The organism is Tessaracoccus flavus, from assembly GCF_001997295.1.
GTDB lineage: Bacteria > Actinomycetota > Actinomycetes > Propionibacteriales > Propionibacteriaceae > Arachnia > Arachnia flava.
The window spans coordinates 2,571,336-2,591,976 of the sequence record NZ_CP019605.1 but is presented as its reverse complement, the minus strand read 5'-3'; the positions used below and the strand labels follow the sequence as shown (position 1 = coordinate 2,591,976).

Annotated in this window: 16 protein-coding genes; 9 read left to right on the top strand and 7 right to left on the bottom strand. The window is 65.5% G+C overall.

Features of this window, described 5'->3' with window-relative positions:
* Positions 1–7: 7 nt before the first annotated feature.
* From RPIT_RS11965 to RPIT_RS11930, 8 genes are all read left to right on the top strand, one after another.
* On the top strand, positions 8–2,056 hold the full coding sequence (locus RPIT_RS11965) for a SaeA-related protein (RefSeq protein WP_077343607.1): 2,049 nt from the start codon (positions 8–10) through the stop codon (positions 2,054–2,056).
* Between the two features lie 4 nt (positions 2,057–2,060).
* Complete coding sequence (locus tag RPIT_RS11960; RefSeq protein ID WP_077343605.1) at positions 2,061–4,655, top strand: GAP1-N2 domain-containing protein; 2,595 nt, start codon at positions 2,061–2,063, stop codon at positions 4,653–4,655.
* Positions 4,652–5,632, top strand: coding sequence for a hypothetical protein (locus RPIT_RS11955; protein ID WP_143028252.1), 981 nt, complete (start codon positions 4,652–4,654; stop codon positions 5,630–5,632). The genes RPIT_RS11960 and RPIT_RS11955 overlap by 4 nt, the downstream gene beginning before the upstream one ends.
* On the top strand, positions 5,629–6,825 hold the full coding sequence (locus RPIT_RS11950) for a TRAFAC clade GTPase domain-containing protein (protein WP_077343600.1): 1,197 nt from the start codon (positions 5,629–5,631) through the stop codon (positions 6,823–6,825). Before RPIT_RS11955 ends, RPIT_RS11950 begins: the two co-directional genes overlap by 4 nt.
* Before the next feature lie 77 nt (positions 6,826–6,902).
* Positions 6,903–7,421: a hypothetical protein gene (locus RPIT_RS11945; protein ID WP_143028253.1), complete on the top strand. Its 519-nt coding sequence runs from the start codon at positions 6,903–6,905 to the stop codon at positions 7,419–7,421.
* Positions 7,422–7,490: 69 nt separating this feature from the next.
* Positions 7,491–8,252 carry an N-formylglutamate amidohydrolase gene (locus RPIT_RS11940; protein ID WP_077343595.1) on the top strand — a complete coding sequence of 254 codons (762 nt, stop codon included), beginning with the start codon at positions 7,491–7,493 and terminating at the stop codon, positions 8,250–8,252.
* On the top strand, positions 8,249–9,418 hold the full coding sequence (locus tag RPIT_RS11935) for a tyrosine/phenylalanine carboxypeptidase domain-containing protein (protein WP_077343592.1): 1,170 nt from the start codon (positions 8,249–8,251) through the stop codon (positions 9,416–9,418). The genes RPIT_RS11940 and RPIT_RS11935 overlap by 4 nt, the downstream gene beginning before the upstream one ends.
* Positions 9,415–10,458 carry a glutathione synthetase gene (locus RPIT_RS11930; RefSeq protein ID WP_077343589.1) on the top strand — a complete coding sequence of 348 codons (1,044 nt, stop codon included), beginning with the start codon at positions 9,415–9,417 and terminating at the stop codon, positions 10,456–10,458. The genes RPIT_RS11935 and RPIT_RS11930 overlap by 4 nt, the downstream gene beginning before the upstream one ends.
* A gap of 179 nt (positions 10,459–10,637) precedes the next feature.
* On the opposite strand, the gene RPIT_RS11925 is transcribed toward RPIT_RS11930, so the two are convergent.
* The 5 genes from RPIT_RS11925 to RPIT_RS11905 all read right to left on the bottom strand — a co-directional run bounded on the left by RPIT_RS11925 (position 10,638) and on the right by RPIT_RS11905 (position 17,390).
* Positions 10,638–11,555 carry a sucrase ferredoxin gene (locus RPIT_RS11925; RefSeq protein WP_077343586.1) on the bottom strand — a complete coding sequence of 306 codons (918 nt, stop codon included), beginning with the start codon at positions 11,553–11,555 and terminating at the stop codon, positions 10,638–10,640.
* On the bottom strand, positions 11,552–12,676 hold the full coding sequence (locus tag RPIT_RS11920) for a JmjC domain-containing protein (RefSeq protein ID WP_077343583.1): 1,125 nt from the start codon (positions 12,674–12,676) through the stop codon (positions 11,552–11,554). The genes RPIT_RS11925 and RPIT_RS11920 overlap by 4 nt, the downstream gene beginning before the upstream one ends.
* A 3-nt stretch (positions 12,677–12,679) precedes the next feature.
* Positions 12,680–12,919 carry a hypothetical protein gene (locus RPIT_RS11915; protein WP_077343581.1) on the bottom strand — a complete coding sequence of 80 codons (240 nt, stop codon included), beginning with the start codon at positions 12,917–12,919 and terminating at the stop codon, positions 12,680–12,682.
* A 278-nt stretch (positions 12,920–13,197) separates the two neighbouring features.
* Positions 13,198–14,430, bottom strand: coding sequence for a nucleotide disphospho-sugar-binding domain-containing protein (locus tag RPIT_RS11910; RefSeq protein ID WP_077343578.1), 1,233 nt, complete (start codon positions 14,428–14,430; stop codon positions 13,198–13,200).
* 122 nt (positions 14,431–14,552) lie between these two features.
* The gene (locus RPIT_RS11905; RefSeq protein WP_226996264.1) at positions 14,553–17,390 is read right to left on the bottom strand and encodes a glycoside hydrolase family 32 protein; all 2,838 of its coding nucleotides are present in this window, start codon (positions 17,388–17,390) and stop codon (positions 14,553–14,555) included.
* Between the two features lie 136 nt (positions 17,391–17,526).
* Here RPIT_RS11905 and RPIT_RS11900 point away from each other — a divergent pair, with 136 nt between their 5' ends.
* A complete protein-coding gene (locus RPIT_RS11900; protein ID WP_077343575.1) occupies positions 17,527–18,603 on the top strand; it encodes a LacI family DNA-binding transcriptional regulator in 1,077 nt (358 codons plus the stop codon).
* Here the strand turns inward: RPIT_RS11900 and RPIT_RS11895 are convergent.
* Entirely contained in the window at positions 18,569–19,318 is a 750-nt protein-coding gene (locus RPIT_RS11895) for an ATP-binding cassette domain-containing protein (protein WP_077343572.1), read from the bottom strand. The two genes, RPIT_RS11900 and RPIT_RS11895, sit on opposite strands and share 35 nt — an antisense overlap.
* On the bottom strand, positions 19,315–20,496 hold the full coding sequence (locus tag RPIT_RS11890) for an ROK family transcriptional regulator (protein WP_077343569.1): 1,182 nt from the start codon (positions 20,494–20,496) through the stop codon (positions 19,315–19,317). Before RPIT_RS11890 ends, RPIT_RS11895 begins: the two co-directional genes overlap by 4 nt.
* Positions 20,497–20,641: the final 145 nt, after the last annotated feature.

The window sequence follows — 20,641 nt, the reverse complement described above, 5'->3', positions numbered from 1 at the left end:
GTGTGCAATGACTCAAGAGCTCGCCGGTCAGATCCTGTCTGAGCTGGAGCGGTATTGCGACCAGAACGATCTCGACGGCATGCAGCCGGCCCAACTCAAGCTGATGGCCATGGACGCGGTGAAGAACAACGGACTGCCGACGGAGGCCGTCGCGGCGCGAATCCCGCGCACGTACACCGACCATGCGCTACCCCTGTCGATGATCATCAACAGCGCTCTCGCACGGACTGGCACAGCCGAATCGGCGGCGTCATCTTCTTCAAGTGCGGGGAGTGCGCCGCCCCAGAGTTCTAATAAGCCCTCGACGGCGACGCGACAGGAACACTCCATTCCGGTGGCACTGCCGGACGCGAGTGAGGATCGGCAGTTCTTCCCGACACACGGGTCGGCTCTCCCCAAGTTTGTCAGCAGTGATCGGACTGTCCGGCATGAGGCGCGGGAGGAGTTGAGCCTTGAGATGATGGATTCCGGGTTTCTTCTGCGCTGGGATGCTCTTTCTGCCCCACACGTCATATATCGCGTGACCCGTTCTGAGGGTCGCGTCGACTTTCCCGAGTACAGCTCCTACACGGCGATAACCACCGATGCATCGTTGGTTGACGTTACCTTGCCTGACTGGCCCCGACTCCATTATCAGGTGTGGGCACACGGTTCGAACTCGACGGAGGAAGCACCTCTCACCCAGCCCGTGCTGTTGGCCGAGAGTTCTGTCGTGGTGCCGCCGCAGGATGTCTCGATTGCCCCCGATCAAGGTCGGGTCGTCGGCACTTGGCGAGACATCGGGGTTCGGCACGGTCGGGTTCAGGTGTACCGCAAACCGTTGCACGGGGCGCCGGGTCTACCCACGGACCCGCAATTCAGGGTTAACAGCGGTTCAGACAACGTCGCTGGGTTCGTCGATTCCGACGTGGAGAGTGGCAAACAGTACATCTATTCCGTTGGCGTCGAGCTGCTGAATGATGGCGTGGGCGAGATTTCTCCCTTCATCGAGCGTGTGGTCGAAGTGCCGCACAAGATTGAGCCGGTGCGCGACCTCGAGGTACAAGAGCGCCGCGACGAGAGGGGGGGGATTGTACTGGACATCCTGTGGACCCCTCCGGGGGCCGGCAGGGTCGACATCTACGTCACCAACGACCAGCCTGAGGCTGGCATCGACACGCAAGCGTATCCGGCGTCCACCCTTCAAGAGTTCAAGCTGGGCGAGCGGTTGAACTATCCCGTCACTGACCGCGTGGGGGACAAGGTTAGGATTCGCGACATTCCCTGGTATGAGGGCTGGAGTCGGGTGCACTTCACCGCCCTGACTAGCCTGGGAGATCGAATTCACCCATCGAGAACAGTCACCAAAGTGGCAACGCAGGTGGCGATTACCGAGGCGAAACTTCACCAGCGTGTTCGGCATCAAGTGGTCACGCTGACGTGGCCCACCAACACGGAGAAAGACGGGGGCGAGTACACTTTCGAGAAGGTCCAGGTGTTCCGATACCCTCTCGGTATCGATGCAGAAGCCGCGATCCAAGGCCAGCACCTAGCCAGCATCTCCGCAGACCACTACAACCGCGAGGGTGGGCTCGTGGTCGTGCTGGGGTCGCAACCATGCAACGTGGCGCTTGTCCCCGTGTCTATGCAGCAAGGACAGCAGGTCCAGGGAAGGCCCTACGTGCTCACCTACCCAGGGCTCAAGGTGGTTCATTACCAGATCAAGGGAGCCAAATCCATGGTCGCCTTCGGTAAGACCAGGAAGCTCAGCCTCAAGCTCCGCAGTCCGCAGCACCTGGGCACTCTGCCACCCCTGGTACTCGTGCACAATCCCGAGCGCCTTCCCCTAGACGCGTTGGATGGCCAGCGGGTGCAGGTCGGCGTAAAAGACGACGCCGAGGCCGTCGCGATGCCGAGCATCCGAGCTTCAGAGGTGGGCGAAGGCTGGACTGAAACGACATGGGAGGCGACGGTTCCCGCAACCGGGTACGTGCGGCTTATGGCAGACATCGGCCTTGACGAGCTGAATCAGTTCGCTGTGATCGATCCAGCTGTCGTTCAACTCAGGCTGGGCTAGGTCCATGAGGAGCGTCCAACTCCGTGCCCAACTGACCTACGCGTCGTATGAGTCCGAGGGCAGCGGAGGCTGGCAGACAAAGGATATTGTCGGCCAGTTGTTGCCAGAGGAGCAGTCCGTCCTCCTAGCAAACATCCCCACACGGCTGCCGAGCCCTGAAGCTGGAAGGTTCGTCACGCGTGAGGAGGCCGCGCTTTGGCCGCGGCGGCTCGCCCATCAGGTGCTAAAGGCCAGCGAATTCGCCTTTCCCGTGCTGATCCACAGTGTGTCAGCGGGCCAGGACCGCAGCGGTAGGCCCGGGAACGTCTTCACCCACTGCGCCATTCCAGCGCGGCCTCTTGAACGACCAGCTTTCGCGTGGCGGTCGAATTCCTGGCTGACGCCATTTGGGGCAGATGCGGTTGATGCGTCGTCGCTGACGGAGGGCGGAACCCTAAACATGGATATGTCCCCCAGCACCGTGGGTGTCTTCCTGGGGCAGGGCAAAGTCTGGCGCCCTGGGGTGCTCGCGGTCCTGCTCGACGCCCTGCACGCGCGGTTACGAGGGACCGGGCCACTTGTGGTGCTCATCGCTGGAGAAACCGACGAAGCAGCTGGATGGTTGCAGGCGGCTTCCCTGTGCATGTCCGGTCGAACGTCGCGCTCGTTTTACTTCTCCACGCTGGAGACTGCCCCCGTTGGAGACGAACTCGACGCGCAGGGTTTCCACTTAGTCTGCCTGCTCCCGGAGTTGCGCAAGACCGTCGAGCAATGGGGCAACGCAGTCGTGATCGATGCTGAAGAGAGCCCGAGCCTCGGTGTCCTTGGCGAAGCTCCGCACCTTACCACCCGCGGTGACGAGGTCGAGGTGACGCCGTGGTCAACGCTCATGTTCGAGGAGGTTGCGATGGCCCCCGACCTCGAGGCCTACGTGGCTGATCTCAACGCGCTTGAGCTTCAGATACCGGGCCGTGACTCGAACGATCCGGCGTGGTGGCTCGCGCTGCGCGCCTTTCTCCGTCCCGGGGCCGAGCTAGATGCGGCGCTGGTCCGTGTCGTCGCCCAGGCCGCCCCTCCCGGTGTGGCAGATACACCAGAACTGGCCGACGCAGTGCAGCGTGCCCTGCTCCGTTCCATGGGCGCCACAACCCAGGAGCGCTGGTCCGCACTTCAGAGCCTGGAGAAGGAGAGGTGCAGCACGCACATTCTTAGGCTGGCGACCGCGGCCTACCTGGACTCCGTATTTGCAGACCCAGCCTGGCTGGCCGACGCGCCGGACGTGGTGCCATCCTATAAACCCGGACTCCCATCCGGTGGCACCGCGCTGCGGGCCCGTGATCTCACCGCCAAGCTCTCCCGGCTCGACTCAGAATCAGCAACTCGCGCAGCTCTACGGTTCGTGGACCTCGTCGACCACCTGGGATGGCAGACCGTTCCCGACATTGCGGCCAGCGTCGAGGAGGCGGCCGACAAGGCGCTCGTTCCGGCTCTCCTCAAGACAGAGGGATTCGTGAAGAGTTGGGATGCCCACGCGCCGCGGAGGCCCTTGACCATCGCCCTGACTCAAGAAGTAGCATTGATCCTCGCGCCGACGACCAGGCTGCCAGGCCGAATACTAGATCGCTTGAAGATTGCTACGTTCGACTTCTTAACCTCGAACCGGGCCCTTGAGCCCGACAACCGCCGGTTTAACGCTCTCGGCCTCCAAGCTCTCGACGGTCTGGCAGGTAACAAAGCTGCGCTTTCAGAGGCAGATCGGCTGCGCCTCGACTTCATGGAGGTGTGGCGGGCGTGCCAGGAGCGCAGTCAAGGATGGCGGTCTAGCCGTTCGGACCCGGTCACGCTAACGCCGCAGCAAAGTGGAGAACTCCTAGCTGCCTGGGGTCGCTTCGTGCCGCGTCAGGTTCTTGATCGGTCGATTCTCAGCGCCGATGTGCAGGATCCAAAGCTTCGGCTGCTCCTGCAGCAGGTACTGCAATCTAGCTCGCAAGGTCACCGAAATCGAGTGGCCGCAGCGTACGAGACATTGGTCAGCGGCGACTGGAACCAGCCTTACCAACTGGCTAGCGTCCGATCGGTTTTCGATACGTTGACTACTTCAGCCGCGTCTGTGGGCGTCGTTCTCAATGAACAGATCCAAGGAATTTTGCTCGTCATGGCTACGACTGCGCTCGTCTCGCGTGCCGACAAGGATTTCGCCGTGCAGGTAAGGAATCGCCTCACCCAGCCCAAGCCCTCCGAGTCCATAATCCAGGATGGAGCGCAGTTCTTCGCTAGGTCGCTGCCCGGTGGAGACACATCGACCTTCGTTCGCTCTGTTCTTCCATACGTCGTAGATCAATCTCTGATCGGGCAAGATCCAGTGCGCTCCCTCCTTCTCGACTTTAAGCCGAGCGATGGCGACAGTGTCGTCGAGAGGCTCATTCGGGTCGCCTCGCTCGACCAGGAGGTTACTGAGGGTGCCATCGTTGAGGCGCTCGAATGGTATACCGCGAAAATGGGCGAAAAGGCCGCACAGGCCATCCACAGAAACGCCCTGCGTTGGTTCCGCCAGCGTGGCGTGATCAAGTCGGCCGGGCTCGGCGCAAAGCTCATGAAAGGACTAGGGGGCAGCAAATGAGACAGAGAACTGTGGGTCCGGGCGCGAGTCTTGTAGTGATTGGCACTGGGTTCGACGTAACCCTGAACCACGTGACGGACAGGGCGAGACTGCTGATCGCTTCAGCGCTGGGAGCACCAACCTCGTACGAGGTCGGACGAACGATCTACGTGGAGCCTGACGTCGACGGCGTCACGCTCCAGGTCGAATCCACAACCGGCCAGGACATGTCGCCGTCGGCGAAGGCGTTCATCACTCTCGCTCCGGTCGGCGGTCGGGAGCGCATCCTGCTGACCGATCTCGATGTGGGTGGGCACCGGGTGGTTGAAGTGGCGTCGCTGCGGGCTGTCGGTGACGGCAAGTCAGAGTTGTCCACGATCGGCGGAGCCAACGTGGAGACTCCGCCGCTGGTCCGTCAGGCACAGCTCTCAGCGGCGGGTGCACTGGGGCTCAGGGGAAACAAGCTTCGCTCGAGGCAGAGCATTGACATTGCGATAGTGATCGATGGCACAGCATCCATGCGCACATGGCTTCGAGAGGGCGCGCTGACGGCTGTCGCACAATGCATCTCCGGGGTCGATCTCGTGGTCGGGCACGATGAGAAGTTGGACCTGAGGGTAGCCGGCTCCCGCGATCCCTGGCGCTCAGTTGCCGCGATGGAGGTCTCGCAAGAAATTGAACGCCAATTCGCGTCAATCGGTCAGATCTCCAGAGTGGAGCTCTACGAACCGATCCCGTCAGGAGGACAGGCGTGGTGTGTAGTGACCGACCACGCCCCAGACGTCATCCCGGAAACTGTCGCGCTCATTATCGTGCTCTGCGGGCCGGGAGCGGACCGCGTTATCTCTGCGGTTAGCGGCGACCCACGCGTGTTCTGCTTAGAGGTGGACCCGTTCAGGCCAGCCAGCGTCCCCGCGCTCGACGAGGCCTCCGTGCATCGTCTGGTGAGTGCCACTTTGATGGCCTACCGCCTCGAAACTGAAGGAGAACAACCGTGAGCCAGTGTCCCCAGTGCTTCACACCGATCGGCGCGACACCCGCGCTCTATGTCTGCAAAGGCTCGTGCCCGGAGATCATCGATACGCAGTACACGGCATGGTTCGGCAGGGAGCGTAGATCCCGTCCGTTGACGGTCGTGACTGCGCCGGATGATCCGAAACTGGCGAAGAGGTGGCGGGCCGAGGAGAAGATTTCGTGCCGCAAGTGCAAACAGTCCGCCGTTAGGGTGTGCCCAACCTGCCACTTCGTGTTGCCGAGCGGATGGATGGATGCACGTGTGGTGTGCGTCGCACTCGCCGGACCTCGGTCCACAGGGAAGAGCGTATATATCGCTGTCATGGTGCAGAAGCTGGAGCGTCTCGTGGAGTCGCTGCGGTCCAAACTGACCCCGGTCGGAAGCACGCGCCACACCTATGACGAGAACTATCACAAGACCCTCATCGTTGCGCGCCAGATGATGGAGCCGACAGGGAGCGCCACAACCGGGAATTACCAGCAAGAACCACTGATCTATAGCCTCGGCAGGATTGGGCGAATGGAGCAGGAGTCCTATCTCGTGCTCCGCGATGTCGCAGGGGAAGACCTGGAGCGCAACCACCGCGAGTCGTATTTACAGTTCTTCCGCAACGCCTCGATGGTGCTATTCCACTTTGATCCCACTCAGATCGCGGAAGTTCGCAATGAGTTGAAGGGTCACTTGACGGACCTGAACGATGTGGGGATCAGGCCCGGCGCCGTTCTGGATAATCTCCTGGACATCCTTGGGGCCGCGCGGCCTAGACTCGCTGTCGTCCTGTCGAAGTTCGACACTCTGCAGCTCATCGGGGAGGGTGGGGCTACGGGAGACCAAGGCAGCGCCGGATCTTGGACCAAGCGCCTCGCCAACGTGGGAGCAGCCTTCAATCGCGAGGCGCCTGAGGATATGAGATACGACGAGGCTGACGGGCAGGTGCTTCACGAAGAGGCTCGATCACTACTCACCATGCTCGGTGCAGTCGGCATAGTCAATCAGCTGGAGCGTCCCGCGAAGGGAGGTCCAATGATTCACCGCTTCTTCGTGTCGTCTGCGCTTGGCGAGCCGCCTTTGAATAGGAGGACGAATCCCCGCGGGATCGCTCCGTTCCGGGTCCTAGACCCGATCAAGTGGGTGTTGGCTGCTGAGGGAGTTATCGAGAGGGTCGGGGGCGAGTGATGACGTCACAAACGCGCAACTGCGGTTGGTGTGGCCAGCGCAGGAGCGGTTCAGAACTTGCTTGTGAACTGTGTGGGATGGAGGGTCCCGCGAAGGGTGTTGCTCTTTCCGAGTCGACTGGCGGAACCATCGACGAAGGCCCCAAGCAGTTGCTGGGAGACCACTCATCGAAAGCGGGCAGAAAACGGGGAGTGCTAAGGGGACTGACACTTCTGACACTCCTCGGCGTTGGTTATTGGGTCTGGTGGGCCTGGGGCGACCAACTGATGGGAGCCGATGAGCCCGAGCCCACGCCAACCACCACGGCTGTTGCATCGCCCACCTACTCACCCCCGTTCCCCGGCGTGCCGGAGGAGGCGACAGACTGCCAGAACGGCACTGCTACCACGGGTAAGTCGAGTTGCGAGTTTGCGCAGGAGATACTCAAAGCTTACGGTGCAGTGCCGGCCGCGGACCGGCCGCAGGGAGCCACCGTCACCCTGCCCGCCGTGCCAGACCCCGTCAGGCAAAGCGCGTTTGACACGCAGTGCCTGGTCGGCAAACCCACCGTCACCTGTTTCGTCGGCCCAGAGAAGGTGTACATCCACGCCGGCTGAGGCGTAGCCGGCCGGCGCATTCTCGCCGGTTTCCGGCCAAGGCTTGATCCGCTCCACAAGAATGGCCGGATGGACGCTTACGAATTTCGAGGGGACTGGTCGGGCCAGCTGATCGCATCGGCGATCCACGCCGGGCACGACCTGCGCCCGGAAGTCGCCGACCTGATGATCCTCGACGAGGCCGACCGCCTGCGGGAAGAGGACCCCCACACCGACCGGATCGCCGCCCGTGCCCCGGCGCAGATCGTCGTGCACCGCTCCCGGTTCGAGATGGACCTCAACCGGGTGCGCGAGAAGACCGTCTACCGCAGCCCGGCCGACTGCTGGGACCTGGACGTCTGGAGTTCGGGGTCCCTGCCCGACGACGTCGTCGAGCGTTCGATGGAGGAGTACGACTCGTTCTTCGCCGCGCTCGCCGAGCGGCTCGACGAGGTGGCGGCCCGGGGCCCGTTCGTCCTCTATGACATCCACTCCTACAACCATCGCCGCGACGGGGCTGACGCCGAGCCGGCACCCGCGGAAGAGAACCCCGAGGTGAACCTCGGGACAGGGTCGGTCGACCACGTGACGTTCGGCGCCGTCGTCGGCGCGTTCCGTCAGACGATGCTCGACGAGGGCTTCGATGTGCGCGACAACGTCAAGTTCCTCGGCCAGAACCTGGCCTGGTTCGTCCACGGCCGCTATCCCGGCGTCGGCTGCGTGCTGGCCATCGAGTTCAAGAAGACCTTCATGGATGAGTGGACCGGCGAGGTGGACGAGGATCATCTGACCAGGCTCGGTGATGCGATCGAAAAGTCCTTCGGCCCCGTGCTGGAGGCCATGCCGCGATGACGCCCAACCCGCTGGCGAAGCTGGACCAGGCCATCGATCTGCAGCTGTCGCAGCTCAGCACCAGCTTCCGGTTCATCCTCGACGTCACGCCCATCGACGCCGAGGACGTCAAGGAGGCGTTCCTGGCCGGCGACGTCGTTGAGCCGACGTTCACCTACCGCGAGTACATCATCGACCCCGAGGTGCTCCAGACCGTGCTGCACAGCATCGACGTGGGGCGGGTCCAGGACACGACGGTGGCGTCCCTGCTCCGAAACAAGCACCGTGAGCTGGACCTCCAGCTGTCCATGCTGCGCTGCCGCAATTCAGCGGACTTCCGCAACCTCAGCATCGAGCTCTTCGGCGGCGTGCACAACGACCTGCTGACGGCGGCGGAGTCGATCCTCGAACGCGTCGAGCCGGCGCCGTGGGCGGGGGAGCGGCTGACCGCCGAGCAGTTCCTCGCGCTCGCGAACGAGGAGCTCGACTACTACCGCGAACTCGAGCCCGACGTCGACATCCACGCCGAGGTGCGTCACGACTCCACAGGCGTCATGGTGTCGGACAACCTGCTCATCATCGGGCCCGAGACGTTGGTCGCCGCCAACCGCGCCAACGCGCTCGTCCAGCATGAGGTGGGCACCCACCTGGTCACCCAGGTCAACGGCTCCCACCAGCCACTGCAGGTGATGGGCACCGGTCTCGCCGGCTACGACGAGACCCAGGAGGGTGTTGCGGTGCTGTCCGAGATCGCCGCGGGCGAGCTCACGGCGTCGCGCCTGCGTCAGCTCGCGGGGCGTGTCGTCACCGTCCACCGCATGCTTGTCGGCCATACCTTCCGCGAATGCTGGGAGGGCCTCGTCGACGACGGGTTCTCCCGCGGCGGTGGCTTCACCACGGTGATGCGCGTGTTCCGGTCGGGCGGGCTCACCAAGGACGCCTGCTACCTGCGCGGCCTCCTCGATCTGCTCGACCATCTGCGCCACGGCGGCGAGATCGACGCCTTCTTCCTCGGCAAGTTCTCCCTCCAGGATCTGCCTCTCATCGAAGAACTCAACGCCAGAGGCGTGCTCCACGAGCCCGTCATCCTGCCGCGCTGGTTCGATTCCTCCGCGGGTCGCGATCGACTCGACGCCGCGGCTCACCTCACCGACCCCGTCGACCTCATCCAAGGAGAAGCAGCATGAAGATCGGTTTCGTCGTCAACGACGTCATGACGGAGAAAGCCGTCTACACCACCACCCGCCTGGCCATGCAGGCCACGAACATGGGCCACGACACGTGGCTGCTGGGGATGGGCGATTTCGCCTACGAGCCCGACGGCTCGCTGAGTGCGAAGGCGAGGGGGGCGAAGGGGAGTAACTACCGCTCCCTCGAGCGGTTCCTCGAGGATGTCCAGAAGCCGGACATGGAGGAGTACATCACTCTTTCTGAGTTCGACGTCGTGATGCAGCGGGCCGATCCCGCCGACGACGCGAACCAGGCGCCGTGGGCCAACAACGCGGGGGTCGCGTTCGGTCAGCTCATCGCCTCGACCGGCACCCTCGTCGTCAACGACCCGGGGTCGCTCGCCAATGCGCTCTCCAAGGCCTACTTCCAGCACTTCCCGGAGGTGGTGCGCCCCCGGACGCTCATCTCGCGGGATGAGTCGCAGATCACGAAGTTCATCAAGTCCCTCGGTGGGAAGGCCGTCCTCAAGCCGCTGCAGGGGTCGGGCGGCAGCGGGGTCTTCCTCGTCAACACCGACGAGTCGCCGAACATGAGCCAGATCATCGAGGCCATCGGCCGCGACGGCTACATCGTCGCCCAGGAGTACCTGGAGGAGGCGAAGAACGGGGACGTGCGCATGTTCGTCATGAACGGCAAGCCGCTCAGGGTCAACGGGAAGTACGCCGCGTTCCGACGCCGGAGCAGCGGCTCTGACCTGCGGTCGAACATGTCGGCTGGCGGCAAGGCCGAGTCGGTGAAGGTGACCGACGAGATGCTGCGGATGGTCGAGGTCGTCCGCCCGAAGCTCGTGGCCGACGGCATGTTCCTCGTGGGCCTCGACATCGTCGGCGACAAGCTGATGGAGGTCAACGTCTTCAGCCCAGGTGGTCTCGGTAGCTGCCAGTCCCTCTACGAGGAGAACTTCGCGGCCCCGATCATCGAGGACCTCGAGCGGAAGCTGGAGATCCGTCGCCACTACAACGGGCAGCTCCGAAACATCGACCTCGCGTCGCTGTAGCTGGCCTGCTCCGGTGAGAGCGACCGTGAGGACGAGCGGTGACGCCCCTGCTCTGAAGGGGTCAGTTTGGTGACACGCGCGACCACAGTGGTCGTACATGTCGCTGAATGGCACCTTTCGGGACGTGCTGCCTTCCCTCACCCGCGGTGCCGGAACGGCGAACTGCCGTCAGCGTCAGCTCAAGCGTCGCGGACGACGTAGGTGGGGGCGGCGCTCGGCAGGGGAGAGGTGCACGTGAGGAGCGCGGGGTCGGCGCGCGCGACGTCGACCACCTCGACGTAGCGCGACTCCCCGACGAACACCTCGACCTCCGCCCAGCTCGCCTCGCGTCGCAGGACGTGGGTGCGCACGGCATCGAGCCGCGTCTCGCCGAGACGTTCCCGGACCGCGGCTTCGGCGGCCTGGGCCACCCAGGGCCGGATCGAGCGGCCGCGATGGAAGCGTGGGGTGAGATGCCCGGAGAGGTGCCGTTCGACGACATCGACGGCAGAGTCGGGCTCCATCCGCCCGTAGTAGTGACCGTCCGGCAGGGTGACCAGGTTCGCGGCGAACCGGTCACCACCCAGGTGCGACGATTCCCACACCAGGTCGGGCCACCGCCGGGCCAGCTCGGCCGCAACAGGCCGGCCTCGCTCCGCACAGCAGGCGTCGTGCCGACCGTGGGTGCAGACGAGAAGGACGGGGTCGACGTGCGGGGTGAGACCTACCCCTGCGCTGGACCCGATGCCGGACAGATCCAGTGAGGCCACGTCGTCGAGGCTCTCGACGGTGGTGGTCTGCGCCCAGCCGTGCGCGGCGTTGACGACGAAGATCCGACGGGGGGCCGGAGCCGAGCGGCCGGGCCGCCGGATGAGCAGGGGTCGGATACCGAATTCGCGCTCCCAGCTCTCCGCCAGCTGTCGCACCGGGTCGGGCACGCGGTAGCAGTTGAGCACCGCCGGGCCCCACGGCCCCGGCTCCTCCATGAGGAGGAACCTCGACACGGTCGACGCGGTGGCCGTCAGCGGCTCGCCGCGCTCCCTGCTGCCCGTCGAGCACCGGTAGCCACGGTCGGTCGAGGCGGGCTCGACCGACAGCGGAAGGCTGGAACGGGTCAACGCACCACTTCCAACAGCCCCTCACGAATGAGACGCTTCACGAGCACGACGGCGCTCCCGTCGTCGAGCTGGTCGCCGAGAAGTGCGGGGGTGAAGGCGCCCTCCTGGGCGAGGACGAGCTCGACGGTGTCGCGGAGATCGGCGGGCACCGTCACCACGCGATCGCCCAGGTAGAGGCCGAGACGGTCGCCGTCCTCGCGCAGCTGGCAGGTGCTCCCGGCGCGGCGGCGAATGGCGGAGGTGAGGCCGACGTCGGGGAGCGACAGCCTGTCCATCAATCCGCCGCCGAGCACGCTCTGTCGGCCGGACAAGAATGTCTGCTCGAACTGTTGAACGGCCTGCTCGGTGTCCGACCAGGCCAGCTGCCGGGCCACCTCGTCGAGCTTCTCCCTGAGCGTGGCGGCGATGGATGCGGAGTCACCGAAGACGTTGCCGGGCAACGGGTCGTCCATGGAGTTCACGATCGGGTCGACGATCTTCTTGACGAGGTCTCGCCAGAGGTACCGGTTGATCCCGAGGGTGACATGGAGCGACGCAGTGTTCTGGGTGCGGGCCATGTGGGGCGTACCGGTCGGCAGATACATCGAGGTGCCGGGCACCATCAACACCTGGCGGGCGCCGTTGTCGTCGTGAACCTCCCACTCCTTGGCGCCGTAGGTCTGGAAGACGATGACATCGTGGGAGTCGGAGTGAAGGGCGAAGCCCTGCGATCCTGGCGGGGTGAGGTAGGCGTTGGCCTGGCACGGGTGACCCAGCTGCTGCTCAAGTCCGCGAACGAGCTGGCGGAGGGGTTCCCAGTAGCGCTGGAGCCCCTGGAAGACGATGGTGGCGCCGTCGGCGAAGAGATCGAGGACCTTGCGTGAGTCGATGAGGCCGGTCATGGGTTTACCGGCGATCGTCGCCTGGCGGGTGTACCGCGATTCGGCCAGCACGGACCCGTCCTGCGCCATCCGGATCTGAGGCGTGCGAATGGCCGTCTGGGTGATGAGGTGGTCGGCCTGCTCAATGTCGAAGATCCCGGCCAGCTCGGTGGCCGGGATGGTGTGCACGTGGATCCGGCGACCCCACGCCTCCTCGAGGAAGGCGTGGGCGTCGCCGGTCAGCAGATCCAGCTGACTCATCGGTCAGGCGTCGGTGGCGTCCGCGTCGCCGCCGTCGGTGCTGTCGCCATCCACCACGTCGGTGCTGTCGCCGTCGGTGCCGTCGGCGTCGCCGCCGTCATGGCCGACGTTGCCGGCAGGGTTGTTGCGGTCAGAGGTTGATTCGAGTTCGCCGCCCGCGTGCGCGTCCGGCACGGTGCCGGCGGGGTTGTTGCGGTCGGAGGTGAGGATCTCGTCGTCTGAAAGGTGACGCTTGTCGGTCATGTGGACTCCTTCGGTGAGAGGTTGTGCGCCCATGCAGGCGCGCCGCCGGTCCAGAGGCGGCGTAATCGAGGCTAGTCGAGGGATGATCGCCGCGCAGCCGAACGCACGATCGCGACGGCGTCGCCAACGCCAGCGAGGGTAACCAGACGCCAACGAAGAGAACTGAACGCCAACGACGCCCGCGAGATCTCAGGGGCGTCGCTGGGTCGGGTTGGCGACGAGCTATTCGCGTTGGCGTTCGGCCGTCTCGGTTGGCGTTGCGTGCGGCGGGGTGGCGGTCAGGAGAAACCCAGGCCGATCAGGTGGTCGACGGTGAGGGCGACGCCGTCCTCGCTGCGGATGCGCTCGCCCACCTGCGCGGCGCGGTCGCGGAATCCCTCGTCCTCCGGGAAGTCGCGGAGCAGCGCGCCCAGACGCTCGGCCGAGAGCTTTCGAACGGGCAGCGGCGCCGGTCCGACGCCGAGGCGCTGCAGCCGCCAGCCGTGGTAGGGCTGATCGACGCCGTGCGGCACGGCCATACTGGGCACGCCCGCGCGAAGACCGTCGTGGGTTGTCCCCGAGCCGCCGTGGTGCACCACCGCCGCGCACCGAGGGAAGAGCCAGGCGTGCGGGACGGACCCGACCGCAAGCACGCGCTCGGAGACAGCACCGGGATCGACGCCGGGCGGGGCAATCGTCACCACCTTCCGGTCCGCGATCCGGGCCGCTGCCGACAGCATCGTCAGCGAGTCGAGATCGGCGCCGCCGGTCATGCTGCCGAAGCCCACGTAGACGGCTCCGGACCCGAGCCAGTGTGCGAGGTGGTCGTCGGGCTGGAAGTCCGGCACCGGGGCGGCGAGGAATCCGGTCTGGTGCACGTTGGCTGGCCAGTCCGACGCCGGCGGCACGAGGGTCGGGCTGGCCGCGACCACGATGGGGTGGCGGTCCGCCTCGACCGCCGCGCGTCTGACGCCGAGCCGGGGGAGCCCGAGCCGACGGCGCATCTCGCGCCCGAACGACAAGCCCACGCTCGAGCTCATCGTCCAGCCGAGCGCTGATCCCCACCGGTTGTAGCTGTCCAGCCGGGTGAAGTAGTTGTGCAGGAAGTGGCTCTCGGCGTGCCTGGTCGGCAGCAGCCCGCTGAAGACCAACGTGCCCACCTTGCGGTCGCCGGCCAGCGCGCTGGCGACGTCGCGGGTCAGCACACCGCTGAGGAGAGACTCCCCGGGCTTCAGAGCCGCGAGCACCGCGTCGCTCACGGCACCGGCGATCGCGGCGCTCCAGCTGTGCAACAGCACGGCCTGGCCAGGGCGGGAACCCGCGGCGAGGCGGCCGAGGTGGCCTCGCGTCGAGCCGATCGCATCCGCGATGCTCGCGTCCACGGGGACGAAGTCGGCGCCGAGTTCGGAGGCGACGTCGGCGTACTCCTTGAGCCCGACGACGCGGGCGCCGACCCCTGCCCGCTTGAGCGCACCGGCGAGCACGGCCGCAGGTTGGACGTCGCCGCGAGATCCGATGGCGAGGATCAGCATTGTGCCTCCTGACGCTGGATGCTGGCCAGCGTAGATCACCCGGAAGAATCCCAGCCCGCATGCGCCCTACGACAGAAAGAACCGGCGCGCGGCGTAGGGCCGCGCGCCGGTTCTTCTGGTGATCAGCTGCAGGCGGGCATGCTGACGGAAGTCCAGCTCGTCGTCTGGCTCGGCCTCGCCGTGGCCTCGATCGTCAGGCTGCCGGCTTCCTTGGCGGGCTTCCCGTTCAAGCGGACCTGAGCGGTCTGACCGGCTGCGAGAGTCACGTTGCGGTGGCCCGAAACCGAGTCAAGCCGAACGCTCTGCCTCTCGTCCGTCGGATTCGTCACGGTCACAATCACTCCAGCCGTGCACTGGGCGGACGTCACCTCGGCCTCCATCGCCTGGGCGCCGGTGTGGACACTCGGGGTGAGCGGCGTCGCCACCACCGAGACGAACCGGGCGGTGCCTCCCTCGCTGACGAGTGAGAGCCCCAGCGAGTTGGGATCGGGGAAGATCTGACTCGTGATCGTGCGGAGGCCGCCGTCGGCGAACACCTCGACCGACGACCTGTCGACGTAGACCGTGAAGGTCTGCCGTCCGTCCTCGTGGACCAGAGGTGCTGAATAGGCGGCCGCGAACTGGGGGTGGAACGAGTCCTCCCCGGCGCTCGTGCGGTCCACGACGAGTCGTCCCGCTGCAGTATCGATTCCGATCAGGGTGCCTTCGCCGCCCTCGTCTCCGAACGCGCTGTTGGTGCGGACGGCGACGCCGGCGAAGGTGGCGTCCTGCGGATCGACGGTGACCTCGAGCTTGTAGGCATCCGAGGACCAGGGCAGTGCGGTGGCAGTGTCTGCCACCGTGACGTTGGTGCGTCGTAGCCTGTCGGACTTCACTTCGAGAGACGCCAGTTCACGAACGGGCGCCTGCTCCAGTTCGTAGGCGCCGTCCACCAGTTGCAGGGTCAGTTCGCGGGGCAGCGCGTTGGCGCTACGCCACGGAGCGGTGGGGATGGCGTTGGCGTAGCGCCAGTCGTTCATCCACGCCATCATGATGCGTCGTCCGTCCGGCACGTTCGCGAACGAAATGGCCGCGTAGTAGTCGGGGCCCCAGTCGAGCCAGTCGTAGCTTTCGATGCGGCGGGGCTGCGCAGCATCGCTGGCGACGATGTCATCGACGAGGATGTGGCCCCAGCCGAAGCGGTTGTTGTCGACGATCATGATCTCGGCTTCGCTGCCGATGAACTCGGCGACGTCCCATGACGCCCAGTCGAGCGTCTCGGAGTTGTTGCCGGTGGCGCTGCGCACGACTTCACCGTCAACCACCAGGTTGACAGTGGTCTCGGATGAACGGGGCTGAGCAGGCTCGTCCCCGACCACCACGTGGTCCAAGGTCAGGTGGCCCCAGCCCCCTCCGACTTCGTCGACGATCCGGAGTGTGCCCTCGAGTCCGCGGAACTCCGCGACATCCCACGTCGTCCACTGAAGCGCGCCGGCGTCTTGGCCGGCTGCGGTGCGCACCACGTCACCGTCGACGATCAGCTCGAGTGCCAGACCCGGCCTTTCATGACCGCCGCCGATGAGGAAGGAGATGTAGTCGCCGCTGATTTCAAACGACGGCGAGGTGAGCGTGCCCTTATTGTCGTCGCCGTTGGGCCCGCCTTCCCAGGTGTTGATGCGGGCGTCGCCGATGTAGTAGTCGCCGCCGGCGGAGGAGGGGCTGCGGGTGGCCTGCAGATCGCCGGTACCCACCCAACCGATGTCGGCGAGGCTGGAACCGTCACGCAAGCCCTCGAACCCATTCCAGAGGAGGCTGCCGGCGGGTGGCTCATTGCCCATCTGGCCGCCCTCGACACGGGGATGGTTGCCGCCGCCCACGAGGAGGTTCAACCACGGCTGCTCAACCTCGAAGGGTGCCGACGTCATGGTGCCGGTGGGCCAGTCCCAGCCAACGAAGCTGTTGACCAGGCTGTCGCCGCGGTATCCCGCGACCTCCTGCTGATCACGCCAGGCCCCAGCCTGGGGGCCGTCGCCGAAGGGCCCGTTGAAGTCGCCCGACTCGTTGACGACGGTCCAGTCCGATTCGGCCCACGACCCGAACTCGAAGTCCTCGATGACCGTGCCAGGCACGGTCTCCTCGCCGGTCACGACGTTCTCGGCGGTGAAGGTCTCGCCGTCGAACTCGCCGACGAAGTACTGCGCGCCCGAGCCGCCCGCCGGCGAGCCGGGGTTGAGGTTGACGATCATGACCCACTTGGTCTCGTCGGCCCCTTCGACCGGGAGCGGGAACAGGTCCGGGACCTCCCAGATGCCGCCCGTAGCGTTGGCGGGCCCGAACGTGGAGAGGTAGCTCCAGTGGAGAAGGTCGTCAGACCGGTAGATCAGGACCTCGTGCGCCAGCGCCTCAACGGTCACCATCACCCAGTACGACTCCCCGGTCTCGGGTGACGTGTAGCGGAAGACCTTGGGATCGCGGAAGTTGTTCGACCCCCGGTCGAGCACGGGATTGCCCTCGTACTTCTCCCAGGTGTAGCCGCCGTCGAGCGAGTAGGCGACCGACTGCGCCTGGATCCCAGCCAGGGTCGGATGATCACCGGTGTACGCACTTGTGTAATGCGCGACGAGCGGGGGGTTGTCAGCCGTGCCGAGGCCGCTGGTGTTCTCGGTGTCGACCACGATGGAGCCGGAGAAGATGTCCTCGATCGATTGTCCGGCGTCGTTGAACGTCTGACCGATCGCCAACGGCTGCTCCACCCAGTTCACGAGGTCGGGGCTGGTGGCGTGGCCCCAGGACATGTTCCCCCAGGTGGCTGCCTGCGGGTTGTACTGGTAGTAGAGGTGGTACACCCCGTCGTGGTAGACGAGCCCGTTGGGGTCGTTCATCCAGTTGGTCTCCGGGCTGTAGTGGTACGCCGGACGGTAGGGCTCCTCGCCCAGATTCAGATCGGCCGCAGCCGGGACGGCAGCGGCGCCGATTGCCACCGCCAGGCCCAAAGAGGCCCGTAGGAGTCTTCGTAGCACGTGGGTTCCCTTCACTATGACAACGTTGTCAATTGGAGGTTAAGCGAGAGCGAGCTCCTTGTCAACAGCCTTTCCACCTTTCTGGCACTATGTCAGCATGTCAATGCACCTTCGTCGTCCCACCATGCGAGAGGTGGCGAGCGTGTCCGGGGTGGCGATCAAGACCGTCTCCCGCGTGATGCGGGGCGAGCCGAACGTGGCTCCGGCCACGGCGGAACGCGTGCGGAAGACAGCGAGGGATCTGGGCTACGTCATGCATAAGCAGGCGTCGGACCTCCGGCGGTTGGACGGCAGCCCCGGAGCCATCGGACTGCTCCTGTCGAGTGTGGGGAACGCCTTCGACTCCAAGGTCCACCGGGCCATTGAGCGGGTCGCCAACGAGGCCGGGATGATCACGCTGGCTGCCAGCACGGAGGACGACCCGGCCGTGGAGCTGGAGCGGCTGGAGGGATTCGTCGCGCGTCGGCTCGATGGGTTGGTTCTCATGACGGTGCGGGCTGATCATGATCTCCTGGTCCGAGAGATCGAGCGCGGTTTCCCTGTTGTGCTCGTCGATCGTCCGGCCAACGATCTGGACTGCGATACGGTCACCTCTGACAACGCCCAGGGAATCCTCGCCGCGGTCGATCACGTGAGATCCCGGGGTCACGAGCGGATCGCTTTCCTGGCCAACGTGCAAACCATCAGCACCTCGCGGGAGCGAGCAGCCGCCTTCCGCTCCGCCACTCAGGATCTGGTGGGGTGCAGCGCAATCACTGGTCTCACGACGGAGACGGAGGTCATCGCTGCAGTTGAGGGTCTGATGTCAGCAGAGGCTCCGCCAACCGCGATCATCTCGGGCCGCAACGACATTTCCATCGCTACGGTCCGGGCGCTGCAGAGGTTGGGACTGGAGGAGACGGTCGCTCTGGTCGGTTTCGACGAGGTTCCCCTGGCGGATCTGATCCGCCCCGGTCTCACCGTGATCGCGCAGGATCCCGACGCCATGGGCGAGTTGGCTGCACGGCGGCTCCTCGCGCGCATTCGTGGTGAGGAGTTGCCCGCCGAACATGTCACCGTGCCCACGCGTCTCATCGCTCGGGGGTCCGGGGAGATCAGGCCTCCCGCCAGGCAAGCCGACGACGGCCTTGCCGCGCAAGCTAGCGGGGCTTCGGGTATCGGGTCGCCCCTGTGACGGCACCAAGGACGTCCTCGTAGCTGACCTCGTCTGCGCGGAACGACCCGTTGTTGCGGCCGTGGCGCAGTACCTCGATTCGATCGGCTACTGCACGCACATCGTTGAGGTTGTGACTGATGAGGATGACGCCCAATCCGAGGTCGCGAAGGCCCTCGACGTGACTCAGCACCTCCGCAGTCTGGCTGACCGAAAGCGAGGCGGTCGGCTCGTCAAGGACAACGATGCGCGGATTGGCGACGAGGGTGCGGGCGATGGCGACGCACTGGCGTTGCCCGGCGGACAGACGGCTGAGTGGGGTGCGCAGATTGGGGATGCGGCTGTTCAATCGATCCAGGTAGTCGCGCGCCAGTTCCTCCATCCGCGCCTCGTCGAGAAGTCCGTCGGCGCGGATCAACTCGCGACCCAGGAAGAGATTCGACGGGACGTCGAGGGTCTCGACGAGTGCGAACTCCTGAAACACAGGTGCGATTCCCAGGTCCAACGCCGCTCTGGTGGACGGGAGGCTCACCGGCTCGCCGCCCAAGCGGATGTGGCCGCGGTCAGGTTGGTAGACGCCGGCGAGGGTGCGGGCAAGGGTTGACTTACCCGCCGCGTTATCGCCCACCAGGCCCACGACCTCGCCGGCGCCGACCGTGAGGTCCACGTCGACGAGCGCCTGTACGCCCCCGAAGGATTTATCCAGGGCTCGCACTTCCAGTAAGGGCTCGCTCACAGTCGTCCACCTCCCCTCGCCGTATCCGGCATCGGTACCAAGGACATCATGTCGAAGACGTAGGCGGCGGCGCCGAGAGTCTCGGCGGATTCATTGAGGTGACCCGCGCCGAGGAGCCCTTCAGCGCCGCGCAGCACTGGACGGGCCTCCAATGCGTCACGGATCGGGGAGAGAAGGATGTCCCCGGCTCTGGCCAGTGGGCCCCCCACTGAGATCCGATCAGGACCGAGCGCAGTCGCCAGGTCAGCCAGTGCGGAGCCGATTGCGGCACCCGCGTCAGAGATCACCTGCTGGCAGCCTGGGTCGCCGCCCTTGGCCGCAGACACGATGTCACGCAGAGACATGGGGCCGTGGCTGATCCGCAGCGACTCACGTAACGAGTCGATGGAGACCTCCGTATTCAGGCACCCGCGGCCGCCGCAGCGGCAGATGGCGCCACCTGGAGACACCCGCACGTGGCCAATGCCAGCCGCGGCGTGGGTCCCCACCCGAAGCACTGAACCTCGGATCACGATCGCGGAATCGGTCGTGTCCCCGACTCGCACATAGATTCCGCACTCCGTCCCCCTGAGGGCCCCCAGGCGAGCTTCGGCCGAGGCTGCGGCGTCGATCTCCCGGGTCACGAACACAGGGCGCCCGAGCCGCCGGCCCAGGGTGTCGGCGACGTCTACCCCGGCCCACGAGGGCAGACCAGGATCAGCGCCCACCCTGCCTCCGGCCGGCATCGCCACCCCCACGCCGACGAGGTCGTGGAGTCCTATTCCCCGTTCGCTTGTCAGTTCGGAGACAAGCAGTGCGGCACGGTCCAGGGTGGTGTCGAAGCGGTGAGCAGCGGGTAGAGGAAGGTGCTGGCGGGCGACCTCTCTGAGATTGGCGTCGACCAGAGTGACGTCCAGCGAGCGCGGCCCGGCATGGATTCCTGCGGTCATGGAATCGTTTCGCGCCAGCGTCACCAGTTGCGCGCGCCGCCCGGACCGGGTGGTCACGGAGGTTTCGACCGCGCCGTCCGCGACCAGTTGCCGAACGATGTTCGAAACCGTCGCGGGGGATAGCCCGGTGGCAGCAGCCAGTTCCACCTGGGTCAGCTGACCGTAGCGAGTGAGGGCGTTGAGAAGGCGCGCGCTGTTGGCTTCACGCAGGGACGCCTGCGATCCCGGCGCCTCGCCGTTCTCGGTCATCTTCAAACCATAGCAACCCCGCGTTCATCTGGTGAAGACATGGATCATGAGGTGATCGATCAGTGCGACGGCATTATGCCTTGTCAAGTCAAGTAAGTTCGCTCCGTGGATCGAGAGCGGGGCATGTGATGGGGCCAGATTCAGG